This is a genomic window from Hymenobacter bucti, from assembly GCF_042681145.1.
GTDB classification, from domain to species: domain Bacteria; phylum Bacteroidota; class Bacteroidia; order Cytophagales; family Hymenobacteraceae; genus Hymenobacter; species Hymenobacter bucti.
Genome location: NZ_JBHUFD010000018.1, coordinates 602,830 through 620,664, shown reverse-complemented (window position 1 = coordinate 620,664; position 17,835 = coordinate 602,830). Strand labels below are relative to the sequence as shown.

The 17,835-nt window shown below is 60.2% G+C and carries 11 protein-coding genes; all 11 read left to right on the top strand.

The features are described from left to right. Positions 1-43: 43 nt before the first annotated feature. Positions 44-832 carry an L-fucose dehydrogenase gene (locus ACFSDX_RS21800; RefSeq protein ID WP_382317455.1) on the top strand — a complete coding sequence of 263 codons (789 nt, stop codon included), beginning with the start codon at positions 44-46 and terminating at the stop codon, positions 830-832. Positions 833-883: 51 nt separating this feature from the next. Further along, entirely contained in the window at positions 884-1,900 is a 1,017-nt protein-coding gene (locus tag ACFSDX_RS21795) for a zinc-binding alcohol dehydrogenase family protein (protein ID WP_382317453.1), read from the top strand. 530 nt (positions 1,901-2,430) lie between these two features. Beyond that, positions 2,431-2,880, top strand: coding sequence for a protein-disulfide reductase DsbD domain-containing protein (locus tag ACFSDX_RS21790; protein WP_382317451.1), 450 nt, complete (start codon positions 2,431-2,433; stop codon positions 2,878-2,880). An 8-nt stretch (positions 2,881-2,888) separates the two neighbouring features. Beyond that, complete coding sequence (locus ACFSDX_RS21785; RefSeq protein ID WP_382317449.1) at positions 2,889-4,637, top strand: protein-disulfide reductase DsbD family protein; 1,749 nt, start codon at positions 2,889-2,891, stop codon at positions 4,635-4,637. 541 nt (positions 4,638-5,178) lie between these two features. Beyond that, on the top strand, positions 5,179-8,301 hold the full coding sequence (locus tag ACFSDX_RS21780; RefSeq protein ID WP_382317447.1) for a SusC/RagA family TonB-linked outer membrane protein: 3,123 nt from the start codon (positions 5,179-5,181) through the stop codon (positions 8,299-8,301). 86 nt (positions 8,302-8,387) lie between these two features. Continuing rightward, positions 8,388-9,953, top strand: a complete 1,566-nt coding sequence (locus tag ACFSDX_RS21775) for a RagB/SusD family nutrient uptake outer membrane protein (protein WP_382317445.1) — start codon at positions 8,388-8,390, stop codon at positions 9,951-9,953. A 264-nt stretch (positions 9,954-10,217) separates the two neighbouring features. Further along, the gene (locus ACFSDX_RS21770; protein WP_382317443.1) at positions 10,218-11,420 is read left to right on the top strand and encodes an aldose epimerase family protein; all 1,203 of its coding nucleotides are present in this window, start codon (positions 10,218-10,220) and stop codon (positions 11,418-11,420) included. A 117-nt stretch (positions 11,421-11,537) separates the two neighbouring features. Next, positions 11,538-13,262 (top strand): ribulokinase, encoded by a 1,725-nt coding sequence (locus ACFSDX_RS21765; protein ID WP_382317441.1) that lies wholly within the window; start codon positions 11,538-11,540, stop codon positions 13,260-13,262. Beyond that, positions 13,259-13,957, top strand: a complete 699-nt coding sequence (locus ACFSDX_RS21760; protein WP_382317440.1) for an L-ribulose-5-phosphate 4-epimerase — start codon at positions 13,259-13,261, stop codon at positions 13,955-13,957. Before ACFSDX_RS21765 ends, ACFSDX_RS21760 begins: the two co-directional genes overlap by 4 nt. An 89-nt stretch (positions 13,958-14,046) precedes the next feature. Then, a complete protein-coding gene (gene araA / locus ACFSDX_RS21755; RefSeq protein ID WP_382317438.1) occupies positions 14,047-15,534 on the top strand; it encodes an L-arabinose isomerase in 1,488 nt (495 codons plus the stop codon). 205 nt (positions 15,535-15,739) lie between these two features. After that, on the top strand, positions 15,740-17,806 hold the full coding sequence (locus tag ACFSDX_RS21750; RefSeq protein ID WP_382317436.1) for an alpha-L-arabinofuranosidase C-terminal domain-containing protein: 2,067 nt from the start codon (positions 15,740-15,742) through the stop codon (positions 17,804-17,806). The last annotated feature ends 29 nt before the right edge of the window (positions 17,807-17,835 follow it).

Below are 17,835 nucleotides of genomic sequence, written 5' to 3'. Positions count from 1 at the left end.
AATGCGCAATTGTCATTGCTTATTGTTAATTCCTCACTGAAAAATGGATTTACAGCTTCAGGACAAAGTCATCATCGTTACGGGCGGGGCCAAGGGCATCGGCGAAGGCATTGCCCAAGTACTGGCCCGCGAAGGCGCAGTACCAGTAATCGTGGGCCGCAAAGCGGCCGATAATGAGCAGGCCGTGGCGGCCATCGTGGCCGCGGGCGGCCGTGCCGGGCAGGTGGTAGCCGAGTTGTCGGAGCCCGCCGAGTGCGCCCAGGCCGTGGCGGCCGTAGTGGCGCAGTTTGGCCGCATCGACGGGCTGGTGAACAATGCCGGCGTCAACGACGGGGTAGGGCTGGAACACGGCGATTATGAGGGCTTTATGCAGAGCCTGCACCGCAACGTGGTGCACTACTACCTCATGGCCCACTACGCCCTGCCCGAGCTCATCAAGAGCAAGGGCGCCATTGTCAACATCTCGTCTAAAACCGCCGAAACCGGCCAGGGCAACACTTCGGCCTACGCCGCCGCCAACGGCGGCCGCAACGCCCTCACCCGCGAGTGGGCCGTAGAATTGCTCAAGTACAGCATCCGGGTGAATGCCGTGGTGGTGGCCGAATGCTGGACGCCCGCCTACGAAACTTGGATTGCCACGCTGCCCAACCCTGAGGAGAAGCTGCGCGAAATCACCAGCAAGATTCCGCTGGAAAACCGCATGACCACGGCCGAAGAAATCGCCAACACCACGGCCTTCCTACTCTCGGCCCGCAGCAGCCATACCACCGGCCAGATTCTGCACGTCGATGGCGGCTACGTGCACCTCGACCGCGCTCTGGCGAATGCCTGATTTTCAGTTATCAGTTATCGATACTACGCTAACCGCTCACTGATAATTGACTTGAATACCCTAGTCTGCACCGAGCCCGGCCACTTTGCTTACGAAACCCGGCCCACCCCTACCCCGACCGAGGGGCAAGCGCTGCTGCGCATCCGGCGCATTGGCATTTGCGGCACCGATTTGCACGCCTTTGAGGGCACGCAGCCGTTTTTCAGCTACCCTAGGGTGCTGGGCCACGAGCTGGCCGGCGAACTGGTAGACCCGGGCGGCGCCGCGGGCTTTGCCGTGGGCGAGGCGGTCGCGTTCATCCCGTATTACAACTGCGGGCACTGCGTGGCCTGCCGCGCGGGCAAGCCCAACTGCTGCGTGCAGATGCAGGTGTGCGGCGTGCACGTCGATGGCGGCATGGCCGAGCTGCTGGCCGTGCCCGCCCGGCTGCTGGTGCACGGCGAAGGGCTAAGCTACGACGAGCTGGCCTTGGTCGAGCCGCTGGCTATTGGGGCGCACGGCGTGCGCCGGGCCGACGTGCAGCCCGGCGAGTGGGTGCTGGTGGTGGGCGCCGGCCCCATCGGCCTAGGAGTGATGGAGTTTACGCGCATCGCGGGTGCGCAGGTTATCGCCTTGGATATCAACGAGCAGCGCTTAGCATTTTGTCGCGGTAACCTAGGCGTGGCGCACACCATCCATGCGCTGGCACCCGACGTGGCGGCGCAGTTGGCGGCCATTACGGGCGGCGATATGCCCACCGTCGTTATTGATGCCACGGGCAGCCTCCAGGCCATTACCAACGCGTTTGGCTACCTGGCTCACGGCGGGCGCTTCGTGCTGGTAGGCTTGCAAAAAGACGATATCAGCTTTTCGCACCCTGAGTTTCACAAGCGCGAGGCCACGCTGCTGAGCAGCCGCAACGCCACCCGCGCCGACTTCGAGCACGTTATCAGCTCCATGAAGCAAGGCCTGGTGAAACCCACTACCTACATCACGCACCGCACGGGCTTCGGCGAAGTAAAAGATAAATTTGCGCAGTGGCTGAACCCCGCCACCGGGGTTATCAAGGCGATGGTGGCGCTAGATTAGTCGAGGCTACTACTCTATACTGCGCTTTTAACATTCTAGGGTCCGTAACCGAGCCCCTGGTCCGTAACCGAGCCCCTACCCCTACATTCCTAAGAGCCGTTGGGCTGCGCTATGCGTTGCCCAACGGCTTTTTGCCTATGCCCCCGCGTGGTAGCTCACCTACCAGCACGTGGGCGCAATGAGCGCGGTGCGCTTACTCGGGCGGCAGCGGGCAAGCGCACGCGCGCCCTAGGCGTTAGCGCTAGCTAGCAGCAATAAACCGGTGGCATAGAAATTGTCAAAACAACTAGGCCCAGCAGTGGGTATTCGTCGGAGCAAACCGTTCTTGAGCAGCTACCCACTGCTCCGAAATGACTGGCCAGCCAGCCGACGCAACAGCTTGACTGGCTGCCCGCGGGCACGTCAGCTAGCGTTTACCCTCGCTGCAGAAACTAACTTTACCGGCAAGCGGCTTCTTTTTCTGGCTCCGCCACGAGCCGCTGTTCTCCTTACCATACGCTAGCGGGTACGCGCAGTACCTAGTACTTAACATGAAAAAAATTGCATTGGCAGCCTTTGCCCTGCTGGGTGCCACCCAGGCCCACGCCCAGATTCTGGCCCCGGTTCACTGGAGCTACGCTGCCAAGAAAACCAGCCCCACCGAAGCCGTAGTGCTCATTAAGGCCACCATCGATGCGGGCTGGCACGTGTATTCGCAGAATGTAAAGGACGGTGGCCCCGTGAAAACGACCGTCAAGTTTGACCCTTCCAAAGCCTACTCGCTAGTGGGCACTACGCAAGAGCCGAAGCCCATTACGCGCCTCGAAAAAACGTTTGGTATGGAAGTGAGCTACTTCGCCAACTCGGTTATTTTTCAGCAGAAAGTGAAGCTGACCGGCAAAGGCCCAGTCACGGTGAAAGGCAACCTGGAGTTTATGGCCTGCAACGATGAGAAGTGCCTGCCACCCGACGAAGTCACGTTCAGCATCCCCGTTAAGTAAGCGCCGCAATGAAAATTAGTAACCCCTTTGGGGCATTCGGCTTTTGGCGCAACCACGCAGCCTGGCTCCTGGCCTGCTGGCTGACCCTAGGGCTGCTAAGCGGGCTGCCGGCCCTGGCGCAGGACACCATATCGACCGCCGATATCGACTTCACACCTATGGAGGCGCCCGCACCGGCAGCCCCAGCGGCGGCAGCGGCGGCGCAGCAACCGGCCACTCAGGCCCCCCCTACCGCTAGCCCCGCCGCCCCTACCGAGAGCAGCGCAGCCGCTACCACGGTGGCACCCGCCAAGCCCAAGCCCGCACCCGCCGACACCTCGCTGTGGGTAACGTTCTTAGCGGGCTTGGCGGGCGGCTTTGCGGCCATCATCATGCCGTGCATCTTCCCGCTGCTCCCCATGACGGTGAGCTTCTTCACCAAGCGCTCGGGCACCCGGGCGCGGGGTATTCGCAACGCCTTTATCTACGGCCTGAGCATCATCGTCATCTACGTGGCGCTGGGCTTGCTCATCACCGTTTTGTTCGGCGCCGATGCCTTGAATGACTTGTCTACCAACGGGTTGTTCAACTTCTTCTTCTTCCTGATGCTGGTCGTATTCGGGGCTTCTTTCCTGGGAGCTTTCGAAATTATGCTGCCTACTTCGTGGGCCAATAAGATGGATGCCAAGGCCGATGAAGGCGGCTTGCTCGGTATCTTCTTCATGGCGGCGACGCTTTCGCTAGTGTCATTTTCGTGCACGGGGCCCATCATTGGCACCTTGCTGGTGCAGGCGGCCAGCATGGGCCAGCTGCTGGGGCCGGCCGTGGGCATGTTTGGGTTTGCGCTGGCGCTGGCCCTACCGTTCACGCTGTTTTCGCTCTTTCCGGGCTGGTTGTCTTCCTTGCCAAAATCGGGTGGCTGGCTCAATTCGGTGAAAGTGACCCTTGGCTTTTTGGAGCTGGCGCTGGCCCTAAAATTCCTGTCCAACGTGGACCTAGCCTACCACTGGGAGTGGTTCGACCGCGAAATATTCCTGGTGCTGTGGGTCGTTATTTTTGGCCTCATGGGCCTGTATCTGCTCGGTAAGCTGCGCTTTTCGCACGACAGCGAGATGCCGTTTGTCACGTTGCCGCGCTTGTTTTTGGCCATCATCACCCTGGCCTTCACGCTCTACCTAGTGCCGGGCCTGTGGGGCGCGCCCCTCAAGGCCGTTTCGGCTTTCCTACCTCCGCAGGATACGCAAGACTTTGACCTTTATACTCCTAGCCTACTCGGGGGCAGCGGCACCGCAGTGGCTCCCACCGCCGCTGATGCTACCCCACGTAAGTACGCCGAGCTGTTTCACGCGCCCCTAGGGCTCAAGGCGTTCTTCGATTACGACGAGGGCATGGCCTACGCGCAGAAAGTGGGCAAACCGGTGCTCATCGACTTCACCGGCCACGCTTGCGTGAACTGCCGCAAGATGGAAGCCAACGTGTGGCCCGATAAGCAAGTGCTGCCCCTCCTCCGGGACAAGTACGTACTGATTCAGCTCTACGTGGATGATAAGACCGAGCTGCCGGCGGCCGAGCAACGCGTATCAACCTACAGCGGCAAGACAATCAAAACCATCGGCAACAAGTGGAGCGACATGCAAGCCAGTCGCTTTAGCGCCAACTCCCAGCCCTACTACGTGCTGCTGGGCCAGGGGGGCAAGCAGCTGGCCCCCGCCCAGGGCGCCGACTACGAGCCTGCCAACTTTGCGCGCTTCCTCAACAGCGGCTTACAACTCTATTAGTACTTCGCTACTACCCTAGGGTATCCCGCGTGCGACGCGCATACTGCAATGACCAAGGCATAGCTTCCCAGCAACACGTCTGGGAGGCTAGGCCTTGGTCATTGTGGCAACTCGTAGTACCAGCGCACACTTCACTAAAACTGCTCAACTTCAGCAGGTAGTACCGCCTATTGAAAAGCTAGCGCACAGTCCAACTTACACAATCGTTAATGTTAATAGCTTAACAAAGCGTGCCACAGTCCGTTGTTAGCTTTAAGTAATAGGTACTTACTTCACCTGCTCGAACTAAAATATTTTTTTCACCAAAAAACTATTTTAGTATCGCTTAATCTTCGCTAATATTGTCAAGATATTAGCTACAACTACCCGCGTAGCCCGCGTATTTTTAAAATCAAAGCCTCCAATTTGATTTATCGCGGCTACGGGTTTTTTTAGAATATCTTACACAATCGATTGTGTAAAGTACAAGTTATATCTCCACTTTACCCCACCCAACCCTCTCTTTATGAGAAAGTCTATACCGAAGCTGCGGCGGCTTGCTGTGCCAGTCGCTCTCGGCTGCCTCTCGCTGCAGCCCATCCTGGCTTCTCCGCTGGCCACTACCAGCAGTAGCCACCTAGCGCCAGTAGCGGGCCCCGTAAGCGGCCGCATCGTCGATGAAAAAGGCGCGGGCCTACCGGGCGTTAACGTCATCGTGAAGGGCACCACGGTCGGCACCCAGACCGATGTGGACGGGCGCTATACCATCCAGGCGCCTGATGGGGCTACGCTGGTTTTCTCCTTTGTGGGCTACGCCAGCCAGGAAGTGGCTGTGGGCGGCCGCGCCACGGTAGACGTGGCCCTGGCGCCGGATGCCAAGTCGCTCAGCGATGTGGTGGTGGTGGGTTATTTGGCCCAGGACCGCCAGAACGTGAGCAGCGCAGTAGCATCGGTAGATGTGAAGGAGAGCACCAAACAGCCGGTACCCACCATCACGCAAGCCATTCAGGGGCAGGTAGCCGGGGTGCAGGTGACGGGCTCGGGCGGGCCAGGCGAAGCGCCGGTAGTGATAATTCGGGGAGCGGGGAGCGCTGGCAATAGCAGCAGCGCCCCGCTATACGTCATTGACGGGTTGTGGACGGATAACATTCGTGACCTAAATCCCAATGATATCGCCACGCTCAACGTGCTGAAGGATGCCTCTTCAACGGCTATTTATGGTGCTCGCGGAGCTAATGGCGTCATTCAAATTACCACTAAAAAGGGCAAATCCGGCACGCCTACCATTGGCCTCAATGCCTACATGGGCTTCGACCGGGTATCTAAACGCTACCAGCTCACCAACGCCAGCCAGTGGGCCGACCGCGCGGTGCAGGCCTACGCCAACGCGGGCATCAACCCGCTCGCCGCGGGCCAGAACAGCCTAGCGGGCGCGGTAAAGGGGCCGGGGGGCGCTTTCAACCCCAACGTGGATACCGACTGGCAAAAGGAGTTTTTCCAGACCGGCAAGGTAGAAGATTACAACGTCAGCTTTTCGGGCGGCACCAGCGGCGAAAACGTGGGCAGCAACTACCTGATTTCAGGTGAGTATTTCCACCAAGAGGGTATTGTGAAAGGCCCGGATTTTAAGCGCTATAGCCTGCGCCTAAACTCGGGCATGACCAAAGGTCGTTTCCGCTTTCAGGAAAATGCCCAGCTCACGCACATCAACACCACGCTGCTGAATGGGGCCCCCTTCATCGACGTGCTTACCATACTGCCCAGCGTGCCGGTCTACGACCCCGCCAACTTAGGGGGCTACGGCACGGGCTCGACCACGCAGAACACCTTCGCTACCAATCCTATCGGGGCGCAGCAGCTACTGCGCCGCACGCAGTCAGACAACCGGTTGGCGGGCAACATGACCTTCGACTACTCGATTTTTGACTTCCTGACCTACCGCCTGAACCTGGCCATGGACGGCCACATGTACAGCAACTCCGATGCGCAAAAGCTCGGCATCCTGCGCCAGAACACCACTATTCCCGCCTCTTACCTTTCCGAATACCAAGGGTATGACGTGTTCCTGATGGCGGAGAATACGTTGAATTTCAACAAAACCTTTGGCGACCACCACGTTAACGTGCTGGCGGGCTATTCGGAGCGGTATTATGACTACCACCAGACCACTGCCCAAACCCAGGGCTTTACGCCTACCCCGCAGTATTACTTCCAGCTGAGCGCCGGCCAGACGGTGGGCGTGGTACAGGGCACGGAGGGCGTGATTACCAACCGCTCGTACTTCTCACAGGCTACCTACGACTACAAGAACCGCTACTTGGTGAGCGGCAGCTTCCGCCGCGACGGCTCCTCACGCTTTATTGAGAAGAACCGCTTCGGCAACTTTGGGGCGGCTTCGCTCGGCTATCGCATCAGTGAGGAAGACTTCTTCAAGAATGCCCTGCCGGTAGTGAACAATCTGAAACTGCGCGCTAGCTACGGCATCATCGGCAACGACCAGCTGACGGGCGATTACTACGGCGGCTACCTGCCTACGCCTAACATTAACCAGAACGTGAACTACGTGCTGGGCAATGGGCAAGTTATTACTAACGGCCGCTCGCAAACGGTACTCGCCAGCCCCGACTTGCAGTGGGAAGAGCGCCGCACCAAGGATGCCGGCCTGGACTTGTCGATACTCGATAACCACCTGACCTTCACGGCCGACTACTACATCTCGGAAACGCGCAAGGCGCTGGCCCCGGTGGTAGTGCCCATCTACACGGGCAGCTTTGGCACGGTGTTCCAAAACGCGGGCAACATTGAAAACCGCGGCCTGGAACTGGCGCTGGGCTACCAGAATGTGAAGGGCGGCTTCACGTATAGCATCAACGGCAACATCACGACGCTGCGCAACCGCGTGACGGCGCTGCCCAACGAGGGCCAGACCCTGGTAGACGCGCAGGGCGTAACTAGCACCAGCGTGGGCACCAGCCTAGGCCAGTTTTTCCTGATTCCGATGGCTGGCATCTTCCAATCGCAGGATGAGGTAGCCAACTACAAATCGGCCAGCGGCACGGTAATTCAGCCCTACGCCTCGGCCGGCGACGTGAAGTACACCGACACCAACGGGGATGGTAAAATCGACACCAACGACCGCGTGCACACCGGCTCGGCCTTCCCCACCCTCCAGTACGGCCTCAACCTGAGCCTGGGCTACAAGGGCTTCGACCTCTCGATTTTTGGGCAGGGCGTGCATGGCAACCAGATTTTTAACAATGCCAAGGTGGCCCTAGAGAGCTACAACGGCCCGACCAACTACGAAGTAAACGTGCAGCCCTGGACGACCGACAACCACTCGAACTCGGTGCCGCGGGCCCTGCAGGGTGGCAGTGCCGACCCCAACCTGGCGCAGGCGGCTTCGCAAAACGCGCTTTATAACACCACGCGCTGGCTGGAAAGCGGCTCCTATTTGCGCCTCAAGAACGTGCAGCTAGGCTACACCTTCGGTAAGAATACCTTGGGCTGGGCCCCGGCCATTGCTTCGCTGCGGGTGTACGTAACGGGCCGTAACCTCGTGACCTTCACGAAATACAGCGGCTACGACCCCGAAATCATAGGCACCGGCTACTTTGGCCGCGGCGTCGACAACAGCGCTTACCCCAACGTACGCACCTTCACGGGCGGCATCCAGGCTACTTTTTAGTGGCTGATAACTAACGCCGGAGGCTGCCTATGAGGCAGCACCTAGGTAGTAGCAGCTAGTCATTGGTCATTAAAATACTCCTTTTTATGAAATCCCACAAACTCTTTACCCTAGCCCTGGCGGGTACCCTAGCGGTAACTACCAGTTGCAAAAAAGACTTACTCAACCAAACCAACCCCAACACGCTGTCGGTAGCGCAATTCTGGACCTCGGCTGATGATGCCAACCGGGGGGTAATTGCCTGCTACTCGGGCGTGCAGCAGTACGGCGTGTACGGCCATAGCTGGCAGTTTATGGCGGCGCGCTCGGATGAGTTTTATAGCCAGAGCCCCTACGTGGAGTTGGCCGTATTCACGCGCTTCATTCAGACCAACAACAACTTCTTCATTTCGGCCTACGCCTGGAATGACTACTACCGCACCATCTACCGCTGCAACCAGGCCCTGAACCATATTCCTACCATCACGATGGATGCGACGTTGAAGGCGCAGTACATCGCCGAGGCCAAGTTTATTCGGGCGCTGATGTACTATGACCTGGACTCATTTTTTGGCAACGTGCCGCTGATTGTAGAAGACCCCACCGTCACTACTCGCGTGCAGCAAGCCACGCCGGCCCAGGTAGAAGCCCAGATAATCACGGACTTGCTGGCGGCCATCCCGGACATGCCCACCACGTACCCTGGCGCCGACCTAGGGCGGGCCACCAAGTACGCCGGGCAAGCCCTGCTGGCCAAGATGTATATGCAGCAGCATAAGTACCAGGAGGCGTCCACGCTGATGACGGGCATTATCAGCTCGGGCAAATACTCGCTGACGGCCAACTACGCAGATAACTTTACCGAGAGCAACGAGAATAACAGCGAGTCGATTTTCGAAGTGCAGTATACTGGCTCGGTACTCGACGTGGGCCAAGGCCAGGATAATGCCTCGGCATCGGAAGGCTATGACCGGCCCAACTTCTTCGGGCCGCCCGTTTTATCGTACGCCGACGTGCAGCCCCGCCAGTCGCTGTTTGATAGCTTCACGGACTCTACGGTAGCGCTGGCCCCCGGCAGCACCAAAAAGCACCTAATCGACCCGCGCCGTGACATTAGCATCTTTAGCTACGTGGGCACGCCCAAAGTATACGGGCGGCGCTGGGACCGGTACTACCCCCCCGTGCTGGGCCAAACGGATAGCACGGGCTTGCAGCGTAGCCAACTCTACGGGCGTAAGTACCAGAACGACCGCACCCGCACCACGCCCGAAAACTTTACCTCGGGCATCAATTACCGGCTGATTCGCTACGCCGACATTTTACTGCTACAGGCCGAGGCCCTAAACGAACTCGGGCAAACCGCCAATGCCGTGCCGCTCGTGAACCAAGTGCGGGCCCGCGTGGGCCTGGCCCCCATTTCGGCGGCTAGCTACAACCAAGCCAGCCTGCGTCTCTACATGCGCAATGAGCGTGGCCGCGAGCTGGCCGGCGAAAACCAGCGCTGGTACGATATTCTGCGCTGGGGGCTGCTCGATGACCAAGCTGGCCTCAACTACCTGATAGCGAGAGATGCTGACTTTACCAATTTCGTGCTAGGCAAGTCAAAGCTGTTGCCCATTCCGCAAACGGATATCGACATCGACCCCACCATCAAGCAAAATCCTGGCTACTAGCTGGGCCGTAGCGGGCCGCTACTCTGCCACACCGGCTAGGGTAGCGGCCACTTGGCTTTGCCGTGTGCCCTAGGGTATGCGGCCAGTACAAGGCACGTGCATAACTTGCGGGGCCAACGGCTAATGGCAGCAAATTCAGACGCAGCACCCTTGGCTAGCCCTTGAGGCACAGCCTAGAGTGAGTAATTATTAATGCCGCCAAGCCGCTTGGTGGGTACGTTCACGCAGAGAATGAGTGTACCGTAATCTTTCATTTCCTTTTTCATGCCCATTTCCCACCGCTCCGCGCTTTTGGCCACCGGCCTAAGCACCGCCCTGCTGCTCGCCAGCTGCGACTCCAAACCTACCAGCCAGGATACGGCGGCCACCACCTCGGCACCCGCCGATTCGGCCACCACTGGTACTAAAGACTCTGCCATGCCTATTTCCGCTTCATTCGGCACCGCCGACGGCACCGAAATCCAGCTCTTCACCCTCACCAATGCCAAGGGAATGAAGGCCACCATCAGCACTTTCGGCGGCACGCTCACCAGCCTGCTCGTGCCCGACAAAGACGGTAAGCTGAGCGACGTGGTCCTAGGTTTCGATAATGTGAGCGGCTACACCAGCCCCGAGTTCAAGAAGTCGAACCCCTACTTTGGCGCGCTCATCGGGCGCTACGGCAACCGCATCGCCAAGGGCAAATTCACCATCGACGGTAAGGAATACCAGGTGGGCGTGAACAACAACGGCAACTCGTTGCACGGCGGCAACGTGGGCTTCAACCAGAAAGTCTGGACTGCTAAGCCCGGCACCTCAGCCGATGGCCAGACCCTGACGCTCACCTACCTGAGCAAGGACGGCGAGGAAGGCTACCCCGGCAACCTCAACGTGACGGTGACCTACACCCTCACCGAGGCCAACGCCCTGAGCATCGACTACGCGGCCACCACCGACAAGGCCACGCCCGTCAACCTCACCAACCACGCCTACTTCAACCTGGCCCTAGGGCAGAGCAAGGACGTGCTGGCCCACCAAGTCACCATCCCGGCCGACCGCTACACGGTAGTGGATGACAAGCTCATCCCGACCGGCGAGCTGAAGGCCGTGAAGGGCACGCCCTTCGACTTCACCAGCGCCCACGCTATTGGGGAGCGCATTGCGCAGGTGCCCGGCGGCTACGACCACAACTGGGTGCTGAACCAGGCCACCGGTAAGCACAGCGCCGCCACGGTGTATGAGCCTACCACCGGCCGCACCATGGAGGTAACTACCGACGAGCCCGGCGTGCAGTTTTACACCGGCAACTTCTTGGATGGCAGCCTAAAAGGCAAGGATAGCGTGGTCTACGGCAAGCACGCCGGCTTCTGCCTCGAAACCCAGCATTTCCCCGACTCGCCCAACCAAAAGGAATTTCCGAGCACCATTTTGAAGCCAGGCGAGACGTACCACACCACCACCAGCTACACGTTTGGGGTGCGGAAATAAGGAGTGAATTGGTGAATGAGTGAAGGAGTGAATGGTCTAACTAGACGACACGCACTCCCTCACTCATTCGCCCTTCACCAATTCACTCATTCACCAACTCACTCATTGAACACCACCGTGCCAGACCAAACCGCCACCCCGGCCTACGTTATCGGCCTTGACTACGGCACCGACTCGGCCCGCGCTTTGCTCGTGGATGCCCGCACCGGCGCCGAAATCGCGCAGGCCGTGCACTACTACCCGCGCTGGAAGCAGGGCCAGTACTGCAACCCCGCCAAAAACCGCTTTCGCCAGCACCCGCTCGACCACCTCGAGAGCCTGCAGGCCACGGTAAGCGAAGTAGCCAAAAAGGTGCCCGCCGAGCAGATTCTAGGTCTCGCTATCGACACCACGGGCAGTACGCCCGGTCCGGTGAACGAGCAGGGCCAATTGCTGGGTATGCTGCCCGAATTTGCCGAGAACCCCAACGCGCTGTTCGTGCTCTGGAAAGACCACACCGCGCTGGCCGAAGCCGCCGAAATCAACCACAAAGCCCGCACCTGGGGCGGCGAGGACTACACCAAGTATGAGGGCGGCATCTACTCCTCGGAGTGGTTTTGGGCCAAAATCATGCACATCGTGCGCGAGGATGAGGCTGTGGCCAAGGCCGCGTATTCGTGGATGGAACACTGCGACTGGCTCACGCTGACCCTCACCGGCCAGGACCTAGAGAGCTTCAAGCGCAGCCGCTGCGCCGCCGGCCACAAGGCCCTGTGGCACGCGAGCTGGGGCGGCCTGCCGCCCGAGGAGTTTCTAACCCACCTCGAACCAAAATTGGCTGGTTTACGCAATCGATTATTCACCGAAACGTACACGGCCGATGAAGTGGCCGGGCACCTTTCGGCCGAGTGGGCCGAGCGCCTAGGTCTGACTACCAACACGGTAATCGCCGTGGGCTCATTCGATGCCCACGCCGGTGCGGTAGCGGGCGAGATTGAGTCCTATTCAATGGTGAAGGTGATGGGCACCAGCACCTGCGACATCGTGGTGGCCCCAACCGCTGAGGTGGGTGACCACCTCGTGGCCGGCATCTGCGGGCAGGTTGATGGCTCGGTTATCCCCGGCATGCTGGGGCTGGAGGCCGGGCAGTCGGCCTTTGGCGACCTACTGGCCTGGTTCCGCCAGATGCTGGAGTGGCCCTTGCAGGCCGGGCCGTCGAAGGTATTGACGGCCGAGCAGCAAGCGGCTTATCGCCAGGAAGTGAGCGACAACCTCATCGTGCAGCTCACCAAAGCCGCCGCCGAAGTAGACCCCAACGAAAGCCACGTGCTGGCCCTCGACTGGGTCAACGGCCGCCGCACGCCAGATGCCAACCAGGCCCTGAAAGGCGCGCTGACGGGCCTAACGATGGGCACCTCGGCCCCGCAGGTATTCCGCGCGCTGGTCGAAGCCATTTGCTACGGCTCGAAGCAGATTGTGGAGCGCTTCGAGAGCGAAGGCATTCCGATTAAGCAGGTTATCGGCATCGGAGGCGTGGCTAAAAAGTCGGCCTTCGTGATGCAAACGCTGGCGGACGTGCTCGACCGGCCCATCAAGATTGCGGTGTCGGAGCAGGCGCCAGCCCTAGGTGCCGCTATGTACGCCGCCGTGGCTGCCGGCATTTATCCTGATGTTTTGGCTTCGCAAAAGGCCCTAGGTAGCGGTTTTGCCGAAACCTACACCCCCAACCCGGAGAGCGTGGCCCAGTACGCCACCCGCTACGCGCAGTACCAGGCGCTGGGCAAGTTCGTGGAAAGCGTGACGACCAGCCACTCGGAAGAGCCGGTAATGGAACCCGAAACCCCCGCCATCACCACCGCATGAGCCAGTACCAAGACCTAAAACAGACCTGCTACGAGGCCAATATGCAGCTGCCGGCCCTCGGGCTGGTGCTCTTCACCTTCGGCAACGCCAGCGTGGTTGACCGCGAGCGCAGCGTATTCGCCATCAAGCCCAGCGGCGTACCCTACGCTACGCTGAAGGCGGAGGACATCGTGATTGTGGACTTTGAGGGCAACGTGGTGGAAGGCACCAAGCGGCCTTCTTCCGACACCAAAACCCACGCGCTGCTCTTCAAGGAGTGGACGAACATCGGCGGTATCGTGCACACGCACAGCACCTACGCTACGGCCTGGGCCCAGGCGCAGCTCGATATTCCCATCCTGGGCACGACCCACGCCGACCACCTCACCGCCGACGTGCCCTGTGCGCCGCCCATGAGCGACGAGCTCATCGCGGGTGACTACGAGCACCAGACGGGCTGGCAAATCATCAACGAGTTTGAGAAGCGCGGCCTCTCGCCCGCCGAAGTCGAGATGATTTTGGTCGGCAACCATGCGCCCTTTACTTGGGGCAAAACGGTGGAGAAAGCCGTGTACCACAGCGCGGTGCTGGAAGAAGTGGCGCGACTCGCCTACCTCAGTTGCACGCTCAAGCCCGGCGTGGCGCGGCTGAAAGATGCCTTGATTAAAAAACACTACGAGCGCAAGCACGGCGCCAATTCTTACTACGGGCAATAAGCTGTATCGTGGACCCTGCGGGTCCGCGCGTGCTAGCACCCAACTGTTTAACTCGCGGACCCACAGGGTCCACGGTACTCCTCTTCATCATGATTGATATTTCAAAGTACGAAGCCTGGTTTATTACCGGCTCGCAGCACCTCTACGGCCCCGAAACCCTGGAGGAAGTGGCCCGCCACTCGCAGGAAATCGCCAAGGAGCTTGGTACCAAGCTGCCCATCAACATCGTGTACAAGCCGGTACTGACCGGCCCGGCCGAGATTTACAAGCTCATGCAGGAGGCCAACAACACGCCGAACTGTGTGGGCCTGATTGCCTGGATGCACACCTTCTCGCCGGCCAAAATGTGGATTAACGGCCTGAAAATCCTGCAGAAGCCGCTGGCCCACCTGCACACGCAGTACAACCGCGACATTCCGTGGGATGCCATCGACATGGACTTCATGAACACCAACCAGTCGGCGCACGGCGACCGCGAGTTTGGGTTCATCGGCGCCCGCATGCGCCTGAGCCGCAAGGTTATCGTGGGCCACTGGCAGAGCGAAGACGTGCGTGAGCGCCTCAGCATCTGGAGCCGCGTGGCTAGCGCCTGGGCCGACTGGCAGGGCGCGCATTTCGTGCGCTTCGGCGACAACATGCGTTACGTGGCCGTGACCGAAGGCGACAAAGTAGAAGCCGAAATTAAGTTTGGCTACGAGGTGAACACCTACGGTATCGGCGACCTGGTGGCCGAAGTAAACGCCGTGACCGACGCGCAGCTTGCCGAGCTGGTAGCCACCTACGAAAAGGAGTACGAGTTGGGCGACAACCTGAAAGAAGGCGGTGAGAAGCGCGAAAGCCTGCGCGACGCGGCCCGCATCGAACTGGGCATGCGCAAGTTCCTAACCGACCGCAACGCCAAGGGCTTCACCGACACGTTCGAGGATTTGCACGGTATGAAGCAGCTGCCCGGCATTGCCACGCAGCGCCTGATGGCCGATGGCTACGGCTTCGGCGGCGAGGGCGACTGGAAGACCTCGGCCCTAGTGCGCGCCATGAAAGTGATGGGCGCCGGCCTACCCGGCGGCAACTCCTTCATGGAGGATTATACCTACCACTTCGCGCCTGGCAACGAGCAGGTCCTAGGTTCGCACATGCTAGAAATCTGCCCCACCATCGCCGAAGGCAAGGTGCGCGCCGAAATTCACCCCCTCGGTATCGGTGGCAAGGAAGACCCGGTGCGCCTGGTGTTCAACTGCCCCGCCGGCCCGGCTCTCAACGCGACCATCGTGGATATGGGCAACCGTTTCCGCATGATTGTGAACACTGTGGAGGCCGTAGCCCCCGAGCAAGACCTACCCAACCTGCCCGTGGCCCGCGTGCTCTGGAAGGTGCATCCCGACATGAAAACCGGCCTCGCCGCCTGGATTCTGGCCGGCGGCGCCCACCACACCGGCTACAGCCAGAACCTGACCAGCGAGTACCTGGAGGACTTCGCCGAGATGGCCGGGATTGAGTTTTTGATTATCGACGAGGACACCAAGCTGCGCACGTTTAAGAACGAGCTGCGGTACAATGAGGTCGCTTTTAAGGGCTAGACTATAGCCTAGGGATTGCTAACGTGGCGCCTCACCCCTAGCCCCTCTCCGAAAAGGAGAGGGGGACTAGCTTCTAGAATTAGACTAGATTTTAAGACTAGAAGCTAGTTCCCCTCTCTCCTTCGGAGAGGGGCTAGGGGTGAGGCGCCCGCGTTAGGGCAAAGCCTTCCAACCCCCTCCCCACCCACTTATCTACTCCACTTTTATGATTTCTACTACCCGCTTTCCGGCCCTGGCCACCGGCCTGGCGCTGCTCGGCACCCTCGGGGCCAGCGCGCAGTCGGCGGCCCCGGCCAGCCTTACCGTGCAGGTCAACAAGCCCGGCGCCGCCGTTAATAAGAACATGTACGGCCTGTTTTTCGAGGACATCAACTTTGCGGCCGATGGCGGCCTGTACCCGGAGTTGGTTAAGAATAAGTCGTTTGAAATCGACGCCCGCCTCATCGGCTGGAAAGCCTTGCAAGGCGCGGCCAACCTCGACACCTACGCCGTGCGCAACGAGCAGCCCATCAGCACCAGCAACTCGCACTACGTGCGCCTGACTACCCGCAACGGGGCCAGCGGCGAGGCCGGTATTGAGAACGAAGGCTTTCGGGGCATGGGCGTGAAGGCGGGGGGCGAGTGCACGCTCTCGTTCTACGCGCGGCGCGGCGCGGGTAGCATCAATGGCGTCACGGCCAGCCTGGTGGGCGAGAAAGGCGAGGACCTAGGGCAGGTGGCCCTCACCGGTTTCACCAACGAGTGGAAGCAGTACACGGCCGTGCTCAAGTCGAGCAGTACCCACAACAAGGCCCACCTCAAGCTCGTGCTCAACGGTACCGGCACGGTGGACCTCGACGTGGTGTCGCTCTTCCCGAAAGACACCTGGAACAAGCGCCCCAACGGCCTGCGCACCGACCTGGTGCAGTTGCTCAAGGACATGAAGCCGGGCTTTCTGCGCTTTCCGGGCGGCTGCATTGTGGAGGGCCGCACCCTCTCGGAGCGCTACCAGTGGAAGGAAACCATCGGCGACGTGGCCGCTCGCCTGCCGATGATTAACCGCTGGAACATGGAGTTCAAGCACCGCTCGACGCCCGATTATTACCAGTCGTTTGGCCTCGGGTTCTTCGAATACTTCCAATTGTCCGAAGACATCGGCGCCGAGCCGCTGCCCATCCTCAACGTGGGCATGGCCTGCCAGTTTAACTCGGGCGAGCTCGCCCCGATGGGCACCGCCAGCACCAAGGGCGGCCCCAACGCCCCGGCCGCGGCGCCGCACGACCACGCCGCCGACGACCCGTCGCTGGACGTGTTTATTCAGGATGCGCTCGACCTCATTGAGTTTGCCAATGGCCCGGCCAGCAGCCCCTGGGGCGCCAGGCGCGCGGCCATGGGCCACCCAGCGCCCTTTAACCTCAAGATGTTGGGCATCGGCAACGAGCAGTGGGGCCCGCAGTATCTGGAGCGCTACGAGCCGTTTGCCAAGGCCGTGAAGGCCAAGTACCCGCAAATAGAAATTGTGAGCAGCGCCGGCCCGAGCCCCGACGGCGACCTCTTCGATAAGGCCAGCAAGCGCCTAGGTGAGCTGAAGGCCGAGTACGTGGACGAGCACTACTACGCCAAGGCCGACTGGTTTCGGCAAAATGTGGGCCGCTACGATAACTACGCCCGCACCGGCCCCAAAATATTCGCCGGCGAGTACGCCGCCCAGAGCGGCGCCATCGGCAGCCAGGACAATAAGAACACCTGGGATTGCGCCATTTCGGAAGCCGCTTTCATGACCGGCCTCGAGCGCAACGCCGACGTGGTGGGCATGGCCAGCTACGCCCCGCTCTTCGCCCACGTAGATGCCTGGCAGTGGACGCCCGATATGATTTGGTTTGACAACCTGAACTCATACGGCTCGCCGAGCTACTACGTGCAGAAAATGTATGCCCTCAACAAAGGCACCAAAGTACTGCCTGTAACCATGCCCGCCGGCGCCAAAAACGGAACCGACAACCTCTTCGCCAGCGCCGTGGCCGACGAGCCCACCGGCGAGGTGGTGATGAAACTGGTGAACTACTCCACCAGCCCGCGTCCCGTCAGCATCAACCTGGCCGGCGCCAAGGGCCTCGGCAAAACCGGCCGCGCCCAGACTATGGCCAGCGCCGACCTGCAAACCCAGAACAGCCTGACGGAGCCCAAAAAGCTCGCGCCGCAGGAATCGACCTTCGCTGTGAAGGGCGCCACGCTGACTTACACGCTGGCCCCGAACTCCTTTACGGTACTGCGCGTGCCGGCCAAGAAATAGGTACCTAGGGCCGTAGCTTGGACTTTCAA